The following is a 14,562-nucleotide window of genomic DNA, read 5'->3' as shown; positions in this document are numbered from 1 at the left end:
GCCAGTCGCGCGCGATCCGCGCCACCGGGCTCGTCGCGGCAGGGACCGACGGCGACCCGCCGGCCGGACCGGCGACGTACCACGCCCGACCCGATCGCGGCGCCGACCCCGCGCGGCACCAGGACAGGACCACCACCATGAAGCGCACCCTCACCCGCGGCGTCCTGTTCACCGCCGTCTCCACCCTGGCGATCACGCTCAGCGCCTGCGGCTCCGACGACTCCGCGGAGAGCACCGCCGCCGCCGGCACCAGCAGCACCTCCGCGGCCGCCGAGAGCTCGGCCATGCCCGCCTCCGACGAGCCGTTCGGCGAGGGCTGCGCGGCCGTGGCGACCGAGGGCGCGGGCAGCTTCCAGGGCATGAGCGCCGACCCGGTCGTCACCGCGGCCGGCAACACCCCGGCCCTCTCCGCCCTGGTCCGGGCCGTCCAGGCCGCGAGCCTGGTCGACACCCTGAACAGCATCGACGACATCACCGTGCTGGCGCCGGCCGACCCGGCGTTCGAGGCGTTCCCGGCCGGTGCGCTCGACGCCCTCCTGGCCGACACCCCGCAGCTCACCGCGGTGCTGACCCACCACGTCATCCCGGGCCGCCTGGCCCCCGACGAACTGGCCGGCACGCACACCACGCTGAACAACGACGAGGTCACCATCGAGGGCTCCGGGCAGGACTTCGCCATCAGCGCCGAGGCCACGGTCCTCGACCAGATGGAGGCCTCCGTGATCTGCGCGAACGTGCAGACCGCCAACGCCACCGTCTACATCATCGACCAGGTGCTCGCGCCCACCGCCTGAGAAGGGACCGGTGTCCTCCTGGGCCGTCCGGGTGGTCACGCCGCGGTGGCCCCGACCGGCGCTCACTAGGGTCGGGTCCATGACGGCTGCTCCGACCCTTCCCGACCGCGACCGGCTGCTGCAGCTGATCGTCGACCTCGCCGTGGTGCACGGGAAGGTCACGCTCTCCTCGGGACAGGAGGCCGACTGGTACATCGACATGCGCCGGTTGACGCTGCACCACGAGGGCGCGCCGCTGGTCGGCCGGGTGATGCGCCAGCTCACCGGCGACCTCCGCTACGACGTCGTCGGCGGGCTCACGCTCGGCGCCGACCCGGTGGCCGCCGCCATGCTGCACGCCGCGGCGGCGGGCGAGGGGTTCCTCGACGCCTGCGTGGTCCGGAAGGCGGGCAAGGCCCACGGCCTGCAACGGCGGATCGAGGGGCCCGACGTCGAGGGGCGCGCCGTCCTCGTGGTCGAGGACGTCTCCACGACCGGCGGCAGCCCGCTCACCGCCGCCCAGGCCCTGCAGGAGGCGGGCGCCGAGGTGGTGGCGATCGCGGTGGTCGTCGACCGCGGGGGCCGCGCCGCGGTGGAGCAGGCCGGCTTCGAGTACCGGGCCGCCTTCACCCTCGCCGACCTCGGTCTCGCCTGAACCGCTGGAACGGGCGAGATCGCCGATCTCACACCGTACGAACGGCTGGAACGGGCGAGATCGCCGATCTCGCCGGCGGGGTCAGGCCGTACGGTGTGACGGTGACCACGACGACGGCGACGTGGCTCGCCGAGCTGACCGACGCGCTGGGTGCCGACGGCGTCCTCACCGACCCCGACGTCACCGTCGGCTACGCGCGTGACCAGGCGATGCTGGCCTCCGCCGGCACCCCGGCCGCCGTGGTGTTCCCGCGCTGCACGGAGGACGTCGTCGCGGTGATGCGGATCGCGGCCCGGCACGGGCTGCCGGTGGTGCCGCGGGGCGCCGGGTCGGGGCTCGCCGGGGCCAGCAACGCCGTCGACGGCGGGATCACCGTCGTCATGACCCGCATGGACGCCGTCCTGGAGGTGTCCCCGGCCGACCGGCTGGCCGTCGTCCAGCCCGGCGTGGTGAACAAGCAGCTGCGCGACGCCGTCGCCGGGTCAGGCCTGTTCTACCCTCCCGACCCGTCGAGCTACGACTGGTGCACGATCGGCGGCAACCTCTCCACGAACTCCGGTGGGCTGTGCTGCGTGAAGTACGGCGTCACCACCGACTACGTGCTCGGCCTGGAGGTCGTGCTCGCCGACGGGCGGGTGCTGCGCACCGGCCGCCGCACGGTGAAGGGCGTGGCCGGCTACGACCTGGCGCGCCTGTTCGTCGGCTCGGAGGGCACCCTCGGGATCATCACCGAGGCGACCCTCGCGCTGCGCCCGGCGCCGCAGCGCCCGGTCACCCTCGCTGCGACGTTCGCGACGACGGCGCAGACCGGGCAGGTCGTCGAGCGGGTGGTGACCGCCGGGCTGGTGCCCAGCCTGCTGGAGGTCATGGACAACACCTGCATCTGCGCCGTCGACGACCTGCTGAAGGCCGATCTGGACCGGAGCGCGCACGCGCTGCTGGTCGCCCAGTCCGACACAGGCGGCGCCGCGGCCCTGGCCGAGATCGAGGTCCTGGCCCAGCTCTGCCGCGAGGCCGGTGCCGACCTGGTGCACACCACCGACGACCCCGCCGAGGGCGACCTGCTGCTGGCCGCGCGGCGCATGGCGCTGCCGGCCCTGGCACAGCTGGGCAGCACGCTGATCGACGACGTCGCCGTGCCGCGGTCGCGGATCGCCCAGTTCCTCGACGGCTGCGACGCCATCGCCGCGGCCCGGGGGCTGGTCGTCGGCGTCGTCGGCCACGCCGGCGACGGCAACATGCACCCCACCGTCGTCTTCGACCCGGCCGACGACGACCAGCGGGCCGGTGCGTTCGGCGCCTTCGACGACATCCTCGAGCTCGGCCTCGCGCTCGGGGGCACGATCACCGGCGAGCACGGGGTGGGGGTGCTCAAGGTGGACTGGCTGGAGCGTGAGATCGGCCCGGTGGCCCTCGACGTGCACCGCTCGATCAAGTCCGCGCTCGACCCGACCGGGCTGCTGAACCCGGGCACGGTGTTCCGCAGCGCGCCGGTGGGTGCCACGCTGGACCGGTGACCACGGCCAAGGACCGGTTCCTCGTCATCGGCGGCGACGCGGCGGGCATGTCGGCCGCGGCCCAGGCCCGCCGGCTGAGGAACGCCGACGACCTGGAGATCGTGGTGCTGGAGCAGGGGGACGTCGTCTCCTACTCCGCCTGCGGCATCCCGTACTGGGTCGGCGGGCAGGTGGCGGATCGGGACGCGCTGATCGCCCGGACGCCGGCGGACTTCGCCGCCCGGGACATCACCGTGCACACCGGCACGCGGGCGGTCGAGATCGACGCCGACGCGGGGAAGGTCGTCACCGACGCCGGCGAGCGGATCGGCTACGACCGCCTGCTCGTCGCCACCGGAGGCCGCCCGAACCGCCCGCCGATCCCGGGGCTGGACGCGCCGGGCGTCTTCGGCGTCCACCGGCTCGACGACGGCGCCGCCATCCGGGCCGCCCTGGACGCCGGCCCGCGCCGCGCCCTGGTCCTGGGCGGCGGCTACATCGGGCTGGAGATGGCCGAGGCGCTGCAGCGGCGCGGTCTCGAGGTCACCGTCGTGCTCGCCGACCCGCTGCCGATGCAGCTGCTCGACGCCGACATGGCCGAGCGGGTCTGCGCCGGCATGGGTGCCATGGGCATGGAGATGCACCCCGACCAGGCGGTCCGCGAGATCCTGGTGGACGGGTCCGGCCGGGCGCGGGGTGTGCGCACCGACGCCGGCAGCTACGACGCCGACCTGGTCGTGCTGGGTCTGGGCATGGGCCCGGAGGTGGCGCTGGCCGAGCGGGCCGGCATCCGGCTCGGGACCACCGGCGCCATCGACGTCGACCGCACCCAGCGCACCCGCTCGCACCCGGAGATCTACGCCGCCGGCGACTGCTCGCAGACCTTCCACCGGGTCACCGGCGAGGTCACCCACGTCGCGCTCGGCACCCATGCGAACAAGCAGGGACGGGTGGCCGGCTCGGTCGTCGGTGGCCGGGCGGCCCGCTTCGCCGGGGTCCTGGGCACCGCGTTGACCAAGGTGGGGGAGCTGGAGATCGGCCGCACCGGACTGTGCACCACCGAGGCCGATCAGGCCGGCTTCGACTACTGCACCGAGACGATCGAGGCGACGACGAGGGCCGGCTACTACCCCGGCGCCGAGGAGATCGCCGTCAAGCTCGTCAGCGAGGCCGGGTCGGGGCGGCTGCTCGGTGCCCAGCTCGTCGGCGGCCCCGGGTCGGGCAAGCGGATCGACGTGCTGGCCGCCGCCATCTGGGCGGGGATGACCGCCGAGGACCTCGCCGGCTCCGACCTCTCCTACGCGCCGCCGTTCTCGCCGACCTACGACCCGGTGGTCGTCGCCGCGCGGGTGGTCAGCCGCATCGAGCAGGGCTGACCGGCGCACCGCCGCGTGCTGCCGTCGACCGACGTCCGGGGCGCGGACCGGTACGACGCCGGCCTCTCCGTGCGATCTGCGGGGCAGCGCCCTCCCCGTGCTCGATCCCCCCGCGATCCGCCTGCACGGCCTGGCGGATCGATCTCCGCCAGGCCGTGCAGGTCGCCACCGCGCCCGGGCAGCGGGTGGGGCGCGACGGGGACGAGGGCTGAGCCGGTGTCGCCCGGTCGGGGTCTGCCGCGGCCCGCGGTGTGGCCGGAGAAGGCGCGGCGGGATACTGACCCCCGTCGTCAGCACGTACAGCGCAGTACAGCCGCAACCGATGCGAGGAGTGCACCGCATGCCCATCGCGACCCCCGAGGTCTACGCCGACATGATCAGCCGGGCGAAGGAAGGCGGCTTCGCCTATCCGGCGATCAACTGCACCTCCTCGGAGACCATCAACGCGGCGCTGCGCGGCTTCGCCGACGCCGGCAGCGACGGCATCATCCAGTTCTCCACCGGCGGCGCCGAGTTCGGCTCGGGCACCCGGGTGAAGGACATGGTCACCGGTGCGGTGGCGCTGGCCGAGTTCGCGCACGTGGTGGCCGAGAAGTACCCGGTCAACGTCGCGCTGCACACCGACCACTGCCCCAAGGACAAGCTCGACTCCTACGTGCGCCCGCTGATCGCGCTGTCCAAGGACCGGGTCGACGCCGGCCAGGAGCCGCTGTTCCAGTCGCACATGTGGGACGGCTCGGCGATCGAGCTGGGCGAGAACCTCGACATCGCCGAGGAGCTCATGGAGAAGTCGGCGGCCGCCAAGATCGTGCTGGAGCTGGAGATCGGCATCGTCGGCGGCGAGGAGGACGGCGTCGTCGCCGAGATCAACGAGAAGCTCTACACCGCCGACGGCGACTTCCTGCGCACCGCGCAGCAACTCGGGCTGGGGGAGCGCGGCGTCTACCTGCTCGCCGCCACCTTCGGCAACGTGCACGGCGTCTACAAGCCGGGGAACGTGAAACTGCGACCCGACGTGCTCGAGCGCGGCCAGGCACTGGTGGCCAAGGAGTTCGGGCTGGGCGAGGGCGCCAAGCCGTTCAACCTGGTCTTCCACGGCGGTTCGGGCTCGGCGGAGTCGGAGATCCGCGAGGCGCTCTCCTACGGCGTGGTGAAGATGAACGTCGACACCGACACCCAGTACGCCTTCACCCGCCCGATCGCCGGGCACATGTTCAGCAACTACGACGGCGTGCTCAAGATCGACGGCGAGGTCGGCAACAAGAAGGCCTACGACCCACGCAGCTACCTCAAGGCCGCCGAGACGGGCATGGCCGCCCGCGTCGTCCAGGCCTGCGAGCACCTGCTGTCGGCCGGCCAGTCCCAGGGCGCGTGACCATGACCCACTCCCACGGCAACCTGCTGGGCGAGCCGCCGGCCACCCTGCTGCCCGCGACGCCCGAGGCCGACGCCGAGCTCGCCCAGGGTGCCACCCTGGCCGAGGTGGCCGCGCACCACCCGACGGTGAGCGCGGTGTGGGCCGGTCTGGCCGAGGAGGCGCTGCACCGCCCCGAGCGGGCGCTGGTCGACACGATCCAGGCCTACGCCTACGCCCGCACCGGGTACCACCGCGGGCTCGACGCGCTGCGCCGCAACGGCTGGAAGGGCTACGGCCCGGTGCCGTGGTCGCACGAGCCCAACCGGGGCTTCCTGCGCTGCGTCACCGTGCTGGCCTCGGCCGCCGAGGCGATCGGCGAGACCGCGGAGGCGGAGCGGTGCACCCAGCTCCTGCGGGACTGCGATCCGACGTTGGCCATCTGATCGTTCACGATCGGTAACGGGCGGTCCGCATCGGCGGACCGCCCGTTCTCTCGTCCACCAGCACTTTCGGGTGACCCGCGTTTGGGTCACCGCTCTCCTGCTCACTACGCAGAGTGCTCGGCGCCAGATGGGCGCCCTGGAGAGGAGACCTCTGATGGCCACCTTGTTGTGGATCCTCGCCGTCGTCCTGGTGATCGCCGGGATCGTCGCGATCATCCGTAAGGAGATCGTGTGGGGCATCGTGCTCATCGTCGTGGGGCTGCTGGTCGGCCCCGGCGGGGTGAGCATCTTCACCTGACCTGCCCCGGGCCCCCGCAGCCGTCGGGGGCCCGGGCGGCTCAGCGCTCGCCGAGCTCCGGGTGGAGCGCGGTGAGCGCATCGGTCAGCGTGGTCAGCTGATCGCCGCCGGTCATCAGTGCGGTGAGCACGTCGGCGTCGACGTCGTCCCGCGTGAGGTTGCCGGCCACCTGGCCGTGCGCCAGGAGCAGGAACCGGTCGCCGATGAGGTGGGCGTAGCGCGGGTTGTTCGTCACGACGACGACAGCGAGGCCCTGGGCCCGGGCGGCCAGGATGGACTGGCCGAACAGCGTCTGCCGGGCGACCGTCACGGGCGTCACGGGTTCGTCGATGACCAGCGCCCGGGCGCCGAAGTGCAGAGCGCGGGCGACGGCGAGGCTCTGCCGCTCACCGGCCTGCAGGGAGCTCGCCGGCTGGTCGGGGTCCAGCCCGGTGACACCGACCCGGGCCATGGCCCGGGCGGTCGTCTCCCGGGCGCCGTCGAGGTCGAGCCGGCGCAGCGGCCACACCCCGCGGGTGGGCTCGGCGCCGAGGAAGAAGTTCCGCCACACCGACAGCAGCGGCGCGACGGCGAGGTCCTGCCAGACGGTGGCGATGCCGACCTCCCGCGCCTGCCGGGGCGAGCGGAACCGCACGGGCGTGCCGTCGACGCGCAGCTCGCCCTCGTCGTGCCGGCGCAGCCCCGACAGGACCGACACCAGCGTCGACTTCCCGGAGCCGTTCTCGCCGAGCACGCAGGTGATCTCGCCGGGGACCAGGGCGGCGCTCACCCGGCTCAGCGCCGGTACGTGGCCGTGCCGCACGGTGACGCCGCGCAGCTCCACGACAGGGATCGGTCCGGGAGCCGGGGCGCCGTCCACGGCCGCGGACGTGCTCACGAGCGCGGCCTCGACTTGAGCCGCCGCCGCACGACGCCATTGGCCAGCAGGGCCACCAGGAGCAGCACTCCCAGCAGCGCCTGGAACCAGCGGGTGTCCCAGTCGGCCAGCGTGATGCCCTCCCGCGCGACCGCGTACAGCAGCGCGCCGACGGCGGCACCGATCGCGGAGCCGTAGCCGCCGGTGAGCAGGCAGCCGCCGATGACCGCGACGACGATGAAGTCGATCCCGCTGAGGATGCCCACGGTGCCGCCCGCCTGCACGCTGCCCAGTCGCACCAGCGTGAAGGTGCCGAGCAGCCAGCCCGCGGCCGCGGTGAGGCAGAACAGCGTCACGGTCGTCCGGCGGACCGGCACGCCGAGCTCCCGCGCCGCCTGGCGAGCGCCGCCGCAGGCGAAGACCGCGTTGCCGAACTTGGTCCGCCACAGGCCCCAGGTGGCCAGCCCGGTCAGCACCACCCACCACACGATCGCGACGCTGAACCGGCCGTTGCCGATCTGCAGCGTCGCGTCGAACAGCGCGCTCGCCGACGACCAGCCCGGCGTCTGGTCCAGGCCGCTGACCCGAGTGGAGCCCGCGACCGCCTGGGCGCCGGCCTGCGAGGTGCCCTGCAGGATCAGGAAGGTCGCCAGCGTGACCAGGAAGCTGGGCAGGCCGGTGTTGACGACGAGGACGCCGTTGACCACCCCGACCGCCAGGGCGGCGAGCAGCGAGACGATCAGCGCCGGCCAGGCGCTCCAGCCCGCGAAGCCGATCAGCAGCGCGGTGAGCAGCGAGCTGGAGACCGCGATCACCCCCACCGAGAGGTCGAACTGCCCGGCGACCAGCAGCAGCGCCACGGCGACGCCCCCGATGCCCAGCACGGCCGCGGTGTCGAGGACCGTGGCCAGCCCGAACGGAGACAGCAGCTCCGGCACCTGCACGGCGAAGTAGGCGACGACCACGACCAGCCCGACGACCGCCGGCAGGCTCGGCCGGGCCAGTGCACGCGCCAGGAACCGGCGGCCCAGCGGAGCCGGGGCGGGGCGGGTTCCGAAGGCGGACGGGCGGTCGGTGATCAACGGGACGGCGACCCGATGGGGCAACAGGACGTCGGCAGCGGGTCCTCCTCGGGGCGAGCGGGTGCGACTCCAGTGTCCACGACGCCCTGGGGCTCCCGGCAACGTGGCGGGGCGATCGCCTGCTCACGGGCGCAGGCGCCACCGCACCCGGTCGTCGGCGTACCACGTCCAGCGGTCGACCGGCCGGACGTAGGGCACGCCGTCACGGACGATCCGGGCGGGATCGCAGGCGACCTGGAGGGCGCGGCCGCTCGTCTGCCGCGTCGGCCGGAGCGGCTGGATCATGACGGTGACGCCGATCGTGTCGACGGCGCTCCAGTCGGGGCGGACGTCGATCCGGGTGATCTCGCCGTCGGCCACCCGGATGTCGTCGTGGTACGCCTGCAGGCCCAGCCGCCGGGACAGGGACCGCCGCCCGTCACCGGCGGCCTCGATGCGGCCGTGGTGCAGCAGCACGCCGCCGTGGTCGTCCCGGACCAGGGTGAGGTCCCGGGGGGCGCCGGTGCCGATCCCCAGGTCGCGGGCGAGCGCCGTCGAGGCCTTGTCGGTGGCCGGCTCCCAGGAGACGGGCACCTCCGCCGTCCGCCCGGCCTTGTGCAGGGCCGCCAGCACGGCGGACAGCCCGGCGACCGGGCCGCGGACGACCAGCGACGCGGCGGTGGGCACCGGCTCCAGCTGGCTCCGGAGCGGTGCCTCCCCGGGGCCCAGACGGCGGAGGTCCAGCTCGACCGACGACATGCCGATACCCTGCCACCTGCCGGCCGGGACGTCCCGGATGCCGAAGAACAGGAGAACCAGGAGCCGATGCCCGCTGTCGTGCTGATCGGTGCCCAGTGGGGCGACGAAGGCAAGGGCAAGGCCACCGACCTGCTCGGCGGCCGCGTCCCCTACGTCGTCCGCTACCAGGGTGGCAACAACGCCGGGCACACCGTCATCACGCCCGACGGTGAGAAGTACGCCCTCCACCTGATCCCCTCGGGGATCCTCACGCCGGGCTGCACGCCGGTTATCGGCAACGGCGTCGTGATCGACCCGGAGGTGCTGATCGGGGAGCTCGCCGGACTGGAGGAGCGGGGGGTGGACACCTCGCGGCTGGTCATCTCCTCCGACGCGCACTTGATCATGCCGCACCACCGGGCCCTCGACAAGGTCACCGAGCGGTTCCTGGGCAAGCGCAAGATCGGCACCACCGGCCGCGGCATCGGCCCCGCCTACGGCGACAAGGTCGCCCGCGTCGGCATCCGCGTGCAGGACCTCCTCGACCTCTCGATCCTCCGGCAGAAGCTCGAGGGGACGCTCCAGGAGAAGAACCAGATCCTGGTCAAGGTCTACAACCGCAAGGCCATCGACGTGGACGAGGTCGTCGAGGAGTACACCGGCTACGCCGAGGCGCTCCGGCACCGGATCGTCGACACCCGGCTGCTGCTGGGCAAGGCGCTCGACGACGGCGAGTGGGTGCTGCTCGAGGGCTCCCAGGGCACGCTGCTCGATGTCGACCACGGCACGTATCCGTTCGTGACGTCGTCCAACCCGACCGCCGGCGGCGCCGCCGTGGGCGCGGGCGTGGGCCCGACCCGGATCGAGCGGGTCGTCGGCATCCTGAAGGCCTACACGACCCGCGTCGGCTCTGGGCCCTTCCCGACCGAGCTGTTCGACGCCAGCGGCGAGTACCTGCGCAGGCAGGGCGGTGAGGTCGGTGTCACCACCGGCCGGGACCGCCGCTGTGGCTGGTTCGACGCCGTCGTCGCCCGCTACGCCAGCCGGGTCAACGGCATCACCGACTACTTCCTGACCAAGCTGGACGTGCTCTCCGGCCTGCAGACGGTGCCGATCTGCGTCGCCTACGAGGTGGACGGCGTCCGGCACGACGAGATGCCGATGACCCAGACCGACTTCCACCACGCGAAGCCGGTCTACGAGGAGATGCCCGGCTGGTCCGAGGACATCCGGCACTGCCGGAGCTTCGACGAGCTCCCGGCCAACGCGCAGGCCTACGTGCGCCGGCTGGAGGAGCTCTCCGGGGCGCGGATCAGCGTCGTCGGCGTGGGTCCCGGCCGGGACGAGAACGTGGTGCTGCACGATCTGATCGCGTGAGGATCCCCTGCCCCACCACTCGCAGGCTCGTGGTGGCACCAACGGGGACCCCGTGCTCGTGGTGGAGGCGTTGATCGGCGAGGCGGGTGTGCCGGGTGGAGGGGTGCGCTGACCCGGTGCGGCTCAGACCGGCTGGGGGGTGAGGGCGGTCCGTGCGCGGACGGCGACGTCGGGGAAGTCGGTGATCAGCCCGTCCACCCCGAGAGCCAGCAGCGCCGCGGCGTCACCCAGCGCGTCCCCGAGCGCCTCCGGGGCCTCGCCCCGGCGCAGGTGCTCGGGCAGGAAGGCGTTCTCCGCGCGCAGCGTCCAGCAGAACACCGTCAGCTCGGCACCGTGCGCCTGCGCCACCAGGTTCGGCGCGCCGGTCAGGGCGTGCTCGGCGGCGTCGGCCAGGACCCGCTCCCGGCTGGGGCCGACCCCCTGCGCGTAGGTGGAGATCTCCCGCAGCCCGGACGGGGTCACCATGACGTCACCGGCGTGGTCGTCCTCGACCAGCTGCACCATCCGCGGGCCGTCCTCGCCCAGGCGGCTGCGCAGCTCGCGCAGGACGGCCGGGTCGAACGACTGCAGCAGCACGGTCCCGGAGGAACGGTCGGCGCCGAGCAGGCGCAGCTCGTCGGCCACCAGATCCGCCATGGAGCGCCCCTCGGCGTGGCACCACTCGGGGTGCTTGAGCTCGGCGAGCACGCGGACGGGGCGCTCGGCGGTCGAGCGGCAGCGCGCCAGCTCGATCACCTCGGCCAGCGTCAGGATGCCGCAGCGGCCGTCGTAGGCGGTGTTGAGCGGCCGTAGCGACGGCATCCGCTCGACCGCGCGCAGGGTGCGCAGCTCGGCACAGGTGAAGTCCTCGACGAACCAGCCGGTGTGCAGCTTCCCGTCGACCAGCCTGGTGGTGCGGCGGCCGGCGAACTCCGGGTGCTCGGCGACGTCGGTGGAGAGCGAGAGCTCGCTCTCGTGCCGGACGACGAGCACGCCGTCGCGGCTGACCACCACGTCCGGCTCGATGAGGTCGGCACCGAGGTCGATGGCCAGCTCGAAGCTGGCCGCGGTGTGCTCCGGCCGGTAGGCCGGGGCTCCGCGGTGTCCGATGACAACGGGCTGGGGGAGGCGTGTCACTGGCCGGTCCGCCAGCGATTCGGTCGCGCGCATGACGCCACAACAGCCGAGCCGGATGAATCGAAGGGGAACTGCAGGAGACGGGTTGCGCACCATCGAGCGGCCGGTTCGGTGACCAGCAGCATCCCGGGCGGTGCGGAACTCACGTCCCGGGGGCTGAGGGCATTTCGCCCTCCCGTCCCACCTCGCGCGCTGCCGGCCGGACCGTGCCCGCACCGCATCGGTAGGGTCGCCGCTCGTGCGCGTGCTGGTGATCGGCTCCGGTGCCCGGGAGCACGCCCTGTGCGTGGCTCTCCAGTCCGACCCCGCGGTGAGCGGGCTCGCCTGCGCCCCCGGCAACGCCGGGACCCGGGCGGTGGCTCCGCCGCCACCCGGGGGTGGATCACTGGCGGTGGCCGACCCGATCGCGGTGGCCGCGCTGGCGCGCGACTGGGGCGCCGACCTGGTCGTCGTCGGACCCGAGGTCCCCCTGGTGGCCGGGGCCGCCGACGCGGTCCGGGAGGCGGGGATCGCCTGCTTCGGCCCGTCCGCGCAGGCCGCGCAGCTGGAGGGCAGCAAGTCCTTCGCCAAGCACGTCATGACCGCGGCCGGCGTGCCGACCGCCCGGTCGTGGCCGGTCGGCGGTCCGGCCGAGCTGGAGACCGCGCTGGACGAGGTGGCAGCAGCCACCGGCGGCGCTCCCTTCGTGGTCAAGGACGACGGCCTGGCCGCGGGGAAGGGCGTCGTCGTCACGCCCGACCGGGAGGCCGCCGTCGCCCACGGCCGCGGGGTGCTCGACGCGGGGGGCGCGGTGCTCGTGGAGGAGTACCTCGACGGGCCGGAGGTCTCGCTGTTCGCCGTCACCGACGGGACGACGGTGCTGCCCCTGGTCCCGGCGCAGGACCACAAGCGGCGCGACGACGGGGACGGGGGCCCGAACACCGGCGGCATGGGCGCCTACGCGCCGCTGCCCTGGGCCCCGGCCCGGCTGGTCGACGAGGTGCTGGCCACCGTGCTGCAGCCGACCGTCGACGAGATGGCCCGGCGGGGCGAGCCCTTCAGCGGGCTGCTGTACGCCGGGCTGGCGCTGACCTCGCGGGGAGTCCGGGTGGTGGAGTTCAACGCCCGGTTCGGCGACCCCGAGACGCAGGTCGTGCTGCCGCTGCTGGAGACCCCGCTGGGTGGGCTGCTGCACGCCGCCGCCACCGGCACCCTCGCCGGGCACCCGCCGCTGCGCTGGCGCGCCGGCGCCGCGGTGACCGTGGTGGTGGCGGCGCCGGGCTACCCGGAGGCGCCCCGGACCGGGGACGCGATCACCGGCGCGGACGGGGAGGGCGTGCTGCACGCCGGCACCGCCCTCGCGGCCGACGGGACGGTCGTCTCCGCCGGGGGGCGCGTGCTCGCCGTGACCGCGGTGGGCGACGACCTGGCCGCCGCCCGGCAGGCCGCCTACGAGCGGGTGGCCGGCGTGCGGCTGGCCGACGCGCACTGGCGCACCGACATCGCCCTCGCCGCCGTCGAGGGGCGGATCACCGTCGGCTGACAGCCGGGTGAGCATCGCAGACGCCGACGGATGCCCCCTCGGCTGAGCCTCAGCCGGCGGTGACCGCCGGGCGGGCCCGCTCGGGTCGTGGCTCGGGCGGGCGGGGCCCTTCGTGTCGCCGGCTGAGGTAGGTGCCCGCCACGTTGACGCACGCCACCGTCGGGACGGCGATCAGCGCACCGAAGATGCCCCCGATCAGCAGGCCGGCCGCGATCGACAGCACGACCGCCAGCGGGTGCACGTGCACGGCCCGGCCGAGCAGCAGCGGCTGCAGGACGTGCCCCTCGAGCTGCATGACCAGCACGACGATCGCCAGGGCGATCAGGGCCTTGATCGGCCCCACGGAGACCAGGGCCACGAGCACCGCGACCGAACCGGCCAGGAACGAGCCGATGATCGGGATGAACGCGCCGAGGAAGACCAGCGCCGCCAGCGGGATGACCAGCGGGACGCCGAGGATCGCCAGCCCGATGCCGATGCCGACCGCGTCGACGAGGGCCACGGCGACGGTCGCCCGCACGTACGAGATGAGCGTCCGCCAGGACCGCCGGCCCGCCTCGTCCAGGTAGGCCCGCGCCTCGCGGGGGAAGAGGCCGACCAGCCACAGCCAGATCGACCGGCCGTCCTTGAGGAAGAAGAAGAGCGTGAACAGCGCGAGGACGATGCCGGTGAAGACCTCGCCCACGGTCGTGGCGGTGGTGATGGCGCCCGTCGCCAGGCTCTCCTCGTTGCTGACCAGGAAGTCCTGCAGCTCGCCGACGGCGTCCTCGAGCTGGTTCGCCGTGATCGGGAAGGTCCGGACGACGAAGGACTCCACCTCCTCCAGGCCCTGGCTGACCTGCGCCGCCAGGTCGGTGAACCCGGCGGTGAAGCGCTCCACGACCAGCGTGATGATCCCGGCGACCACCGCCAGACCGACCAGGAGCATGGCCGAGGCCGCCAGCCCCCGGGGCCAGCCGTGGCGGACGAGGGCGGTCGCCCCCGGCTGGAGCAGCGCGGCCAGCAGCAACGCGACGATGACCGGCACGACCACCACCGCCACGTGCGCGGCGGCCCAGAGCAGCAGGTAGAAGCCGGCGAGCACCACGATCAGCCGCCACGACCAGGCCGCCGCCGTCCGCAGACCGAAGGGGACGTCGTCCTCGGCCCCGGCCCGGCGCGAGCGCCGCCGGGCAGCCGCGGCGCGGGCGCGGGCGCCCTCCGGCGAGACGCCGGCGGGTGGGCCGCTGACGCCGCCGGGGCCCATCGCCCCGTCGAGGTCCGGGGCCCCCGCCGCCGGGCTGCCCAGCGGCGGACGGGACGAGCCGGCGCCCTCGTCCTCCGGCAGGTCGTGCACGAAGTCGATCGGCCCTGGCTCGCCGTCGTGGTGGTGGGCGTCGTGGTGGTGCCAGCCGTGCGGGTGGTGGTGCCAGCCGTGGGGGTCGTGCTCCCGCGCGGCCTGGATGCGCGCACGGGCCCGTGCGGCGAGGTTCGTGGCCCGGCGCAGCATGCGCA

At 74.0% G+C, this 14,562-nt stretch carries 14 protein-coding genes; 9 read left to right on the top strand and 5 right to left on the bottom strand.

Annotation, left to right across the window (positions count from 1 at the left end):
* The first annotated feature begins 137 nt into the window (after nt 1-137).
* The 7 genes from ABC795_RS16465 to ABC795_RS16435 all read left to right on the top strand — a co-directional run bounded on the left by ABC795_RS16465 (nt 138) and on the right by ABC795_RS16435 (nt 6,398).
* On the top strand, nt 138-794 hold the full coding sequence (locus tag ABC795_RS16465) for a fasciclin domain-containing protein (protein ID WP_347058263.1): 657 nt from the start codon (nt 138-140) through the stop codon (nt 792-794).
* A gap of 79 nt (nt 795-873) precedes the next feature.
* Nucleotides 874-1,428, top strand: coding sequence for an orotate phosphoribosyltransferase (pyrE, locus tag ABC795_RS16460; RefSeq protein WP_347058261.1), 555 nt, complete (start codon nt 874-876; stop codon nt 1,426-1,428).
* 101 nt (nt 1,429-1,529) lie between these two features.
* Nucleotides 1,530-2,945 carry an FAD-linked oxidase C-terminal domain-containing protein gene (locus ABC795_RS16455; RefSeq protein WP_347058260.1) on the top strand — a complete coding sequence of 472 codons (1,416 nt, stop codon included), beginning with the start codon at nt 1,530-1,532 and terminating at the stop codon, nt 2,943-2,945.
* Nucleotides 2,942-4,300 carry an FAD-dependent oxidoreductase gene (locus tag ABC795_RS16450; protein WP_347058258.1) on the top strand — a complete coding sequence of 453 codons (1,359 nt, stop codon included), beginning with the start codon at nt 2,942-2,944 and terminating at the stop codon, nt 4,298-4,300. Before ABC795_RS16455 ends, ABC795_RS16450 begins: the two co-directional genes overlap by 4 nt.
* A 340-nt stretch (nt 4,301-4,640) precedes the next feature.
* Nucleotides 4,641-5,675, top strand: a complete 1,035-nt coding sequence (gene fbaA / locus ABC795_RS16445) for a class II fructose-bisphosphate aldolase (protein ID WP_347058257.1) — start codon at nt 4,641-4,643, stop codon at nt 5,673-5,675.
* A gap of 2 nt (nt 5,676-5,677) precedes the next feature.
* Entirely contained in the window at nt 5,678-6,100 is a 423-nt protein-coding gene (locus tag ABC795_RS16440; RefSeq protein WP_347058255.1) for a DUF3151 domain-containing protein, read from the top strand.
* A gap of 154 nt (nt 6,101-6,254) precedes the next feature.
* Nucleotides 6,255-6,398, top strand: a complete 144-nt coding sequence (locus ABC795_RS16435; RefSeq protein WP_347058253.1) for a GPGG-motif small membrane protein — start codon at nt 6,255-6,257, stop codon at nt 6,396-6,398.
* Nucleotides 6,399-6,438: 40 nt separating this feature from the next.
* Here the strand turns inward: ABC795_RS16435 and ABC795_RS16430 are convergent, their stop codons facing one another.
* The 3 genes from ABC795_RS16430 to ABC795_RS16420 form a co-directional block, all read right to left on the bottom strand.
* Nucleotides 6,439-7,275, bottom strand: coding sequence for an ATP-binding cassette domain-containing protein (locus ABC795_RS16430; RefSeq protein ID WP_347058251.1), 837 nt, complete (start codon nt 7,273-7,275; stop codon nt 6,439-6,441).
* Complete coding sequence (locus ABC795_RS16425; protein ID WP_347058249.1) at nt 7,272-8,360, bottom strand: ABC transporter permease; 1,089 nt, start codon at nt 8,358-8,360, stop codon at nt 7,272-7,274. Before ABC795_RS16425 ends, ABC795_RS16430 begins: the two co-directional genes overlap by 4 nt.
* 99 nt (nt 8,361-8,459) lie before the next feature.
* A complete protein-coding gene (locus ABC795_RS16420) occupies nt 8,460-9,074 on the bottom strand; it encodes a hypothetical protein (RefSeq protein WP_347058248.1) in 615 nt (204 codons plus the stop codon).
* A 66-nt stretch (nt 9,075-9,140) separates the two neighbouring features.
* On the opposite strand from ABC795_RS16420, the gene ABC795_RS16415 reads away from it, so the two are divergent.
* Nucleotides 9,141-10,430, top strand: a complete 1,290-nt coding sequence (locus ABC795_RS16415; RefSeq protein ID WP_347058246.1) for an adenylosuccinate synthase — start codon at nt 9,141-9,143, stop codon at nt 10,428-10,430.
* 123 nt (nt 10,431-10,553) lie between these two features.
* Here ABC795_RS16415 and ABC795_RS16410 read toward each other — a convergent pair whose 3' ends face one another.
* The gene (locus ABC795_RS16410; protein WP_347058245.1) at nt 10,554-11,546 is read right to left on the bottom strand and encodes a glycerophosphodiester phosphodiesterase family protein; all 993 of its coding nucleotides are present in this window, start codon (nt 11,544-11,546) and stop codon (nt 10,554-10,556) included.
* A 238-nt stretch (nt 11,547-11,784) separates the two neighbouring features.
* Here ABC795_RS16410 and purD point away from each other — a divergent pair, with 238 nt between their 5' ends.
* Complete coding sequence (gene purD / locus ABC795_RS16405) at nt 11,785-13,068, top strand: phosphoribosylamine--glycine ligase (protein WP_347058244.1); 1,284 nt, start codon at nt 11,785-11,787, stop codon at nt 13,066-13,068.
* A 49-nt stretch (nt 13,069-13,117) separates the two neighbouring features.
* Here the strand turns inward: purD and ABC795_RS16400 are convergent, their stop codons facing one another.
* The gene (locus ABC795_RS16400) at nt 13,118-14,557 is read right to left on the bottom strand and encodes an AI-2E family transporter (RefSeq protein WP_347058243.1); all 1,440 of its coding nucleotides are present in this window, start codon (nt 14,555-14,557) and stop codon (nt 13,118-13,120) included.
* Nucleotides 14,558-14,562 lie beyond the last annotated feature (5 nt).

It is taken from the genome of Blastococcus sp. HT6-30 (genome assembly GCF_039729015.1).
GTDB lineage: Bacteria > Actinomycetota > Actinomycetes > Mycobacteriales > Geodermatophilaceae > Blastococcus.
This window is presented reverse-complemented; position numbering and strand designations above follow the sequence as displayed.

What these genes read in the sequence shown, in the direction of transcription:
- pyrE (WP_347058261.1), top strand. Translation starts at nt 874, where the DNA reads ATGACGGCTGCTCCGACCCTTCCCGACCGCGACCGGCTGCTGCAGCTG.
- ABC795_RS16435 (WP_347058253.1), top strand. Translation starts at nt 6,255, where the DNA reads ATGGCCACCTTGTTGTGGATCCTCGCCGTCGTCCTGGTGATCGCCGGG.
- ABC795_RS16420 (WP_347058248.1), bottom strand. Translation starts at nt 9,074, where the DNA reads ATGTCGTCGGTCGAGCTGGACCTCCGCCGTCTGGGCCCCGGGGAGGCA.
- ABC795_RS16415 (WP_347058246.1), top strand. Translation starts at nt 9,141, where the DNA reads ATGCCCGCTGTCGTGCTGATCGGTGCCCAGTGGGGCGACGAAGGCAAG.
- ABC795_RS16465 (WP_347058263.1), top strand. Translation starts at nt 138, where the DNA reads ATGAAGCGCACCCTCACCCGCGGCGTCCTGTTCACCGCCGTCTCCACC.
- fbaA (WP_347058257.1), top strand. Translation starts at nt 4,641, where the DNA reads ATGCCCATCGCGACCCCCGAGGTCTACGCCGACATGATCAGCCGGGCG.
- ABC795_RS16400 (WP_347058243.1), bottom strand. Translation starts at nt 14,557, where the DNA reads ATGCTGCGCCGGGCCACGAACCTCGCCGCACGGGCCCGTGCGCGCATC.
- ABC795_RS16440 (WP_347058255.1), top strand. Translation starts at nt 5,678, where the DNA reads ATGACCCACTCCCACGGCAACCTGCTGGGCGAGCCGCCGGCCACCCTG.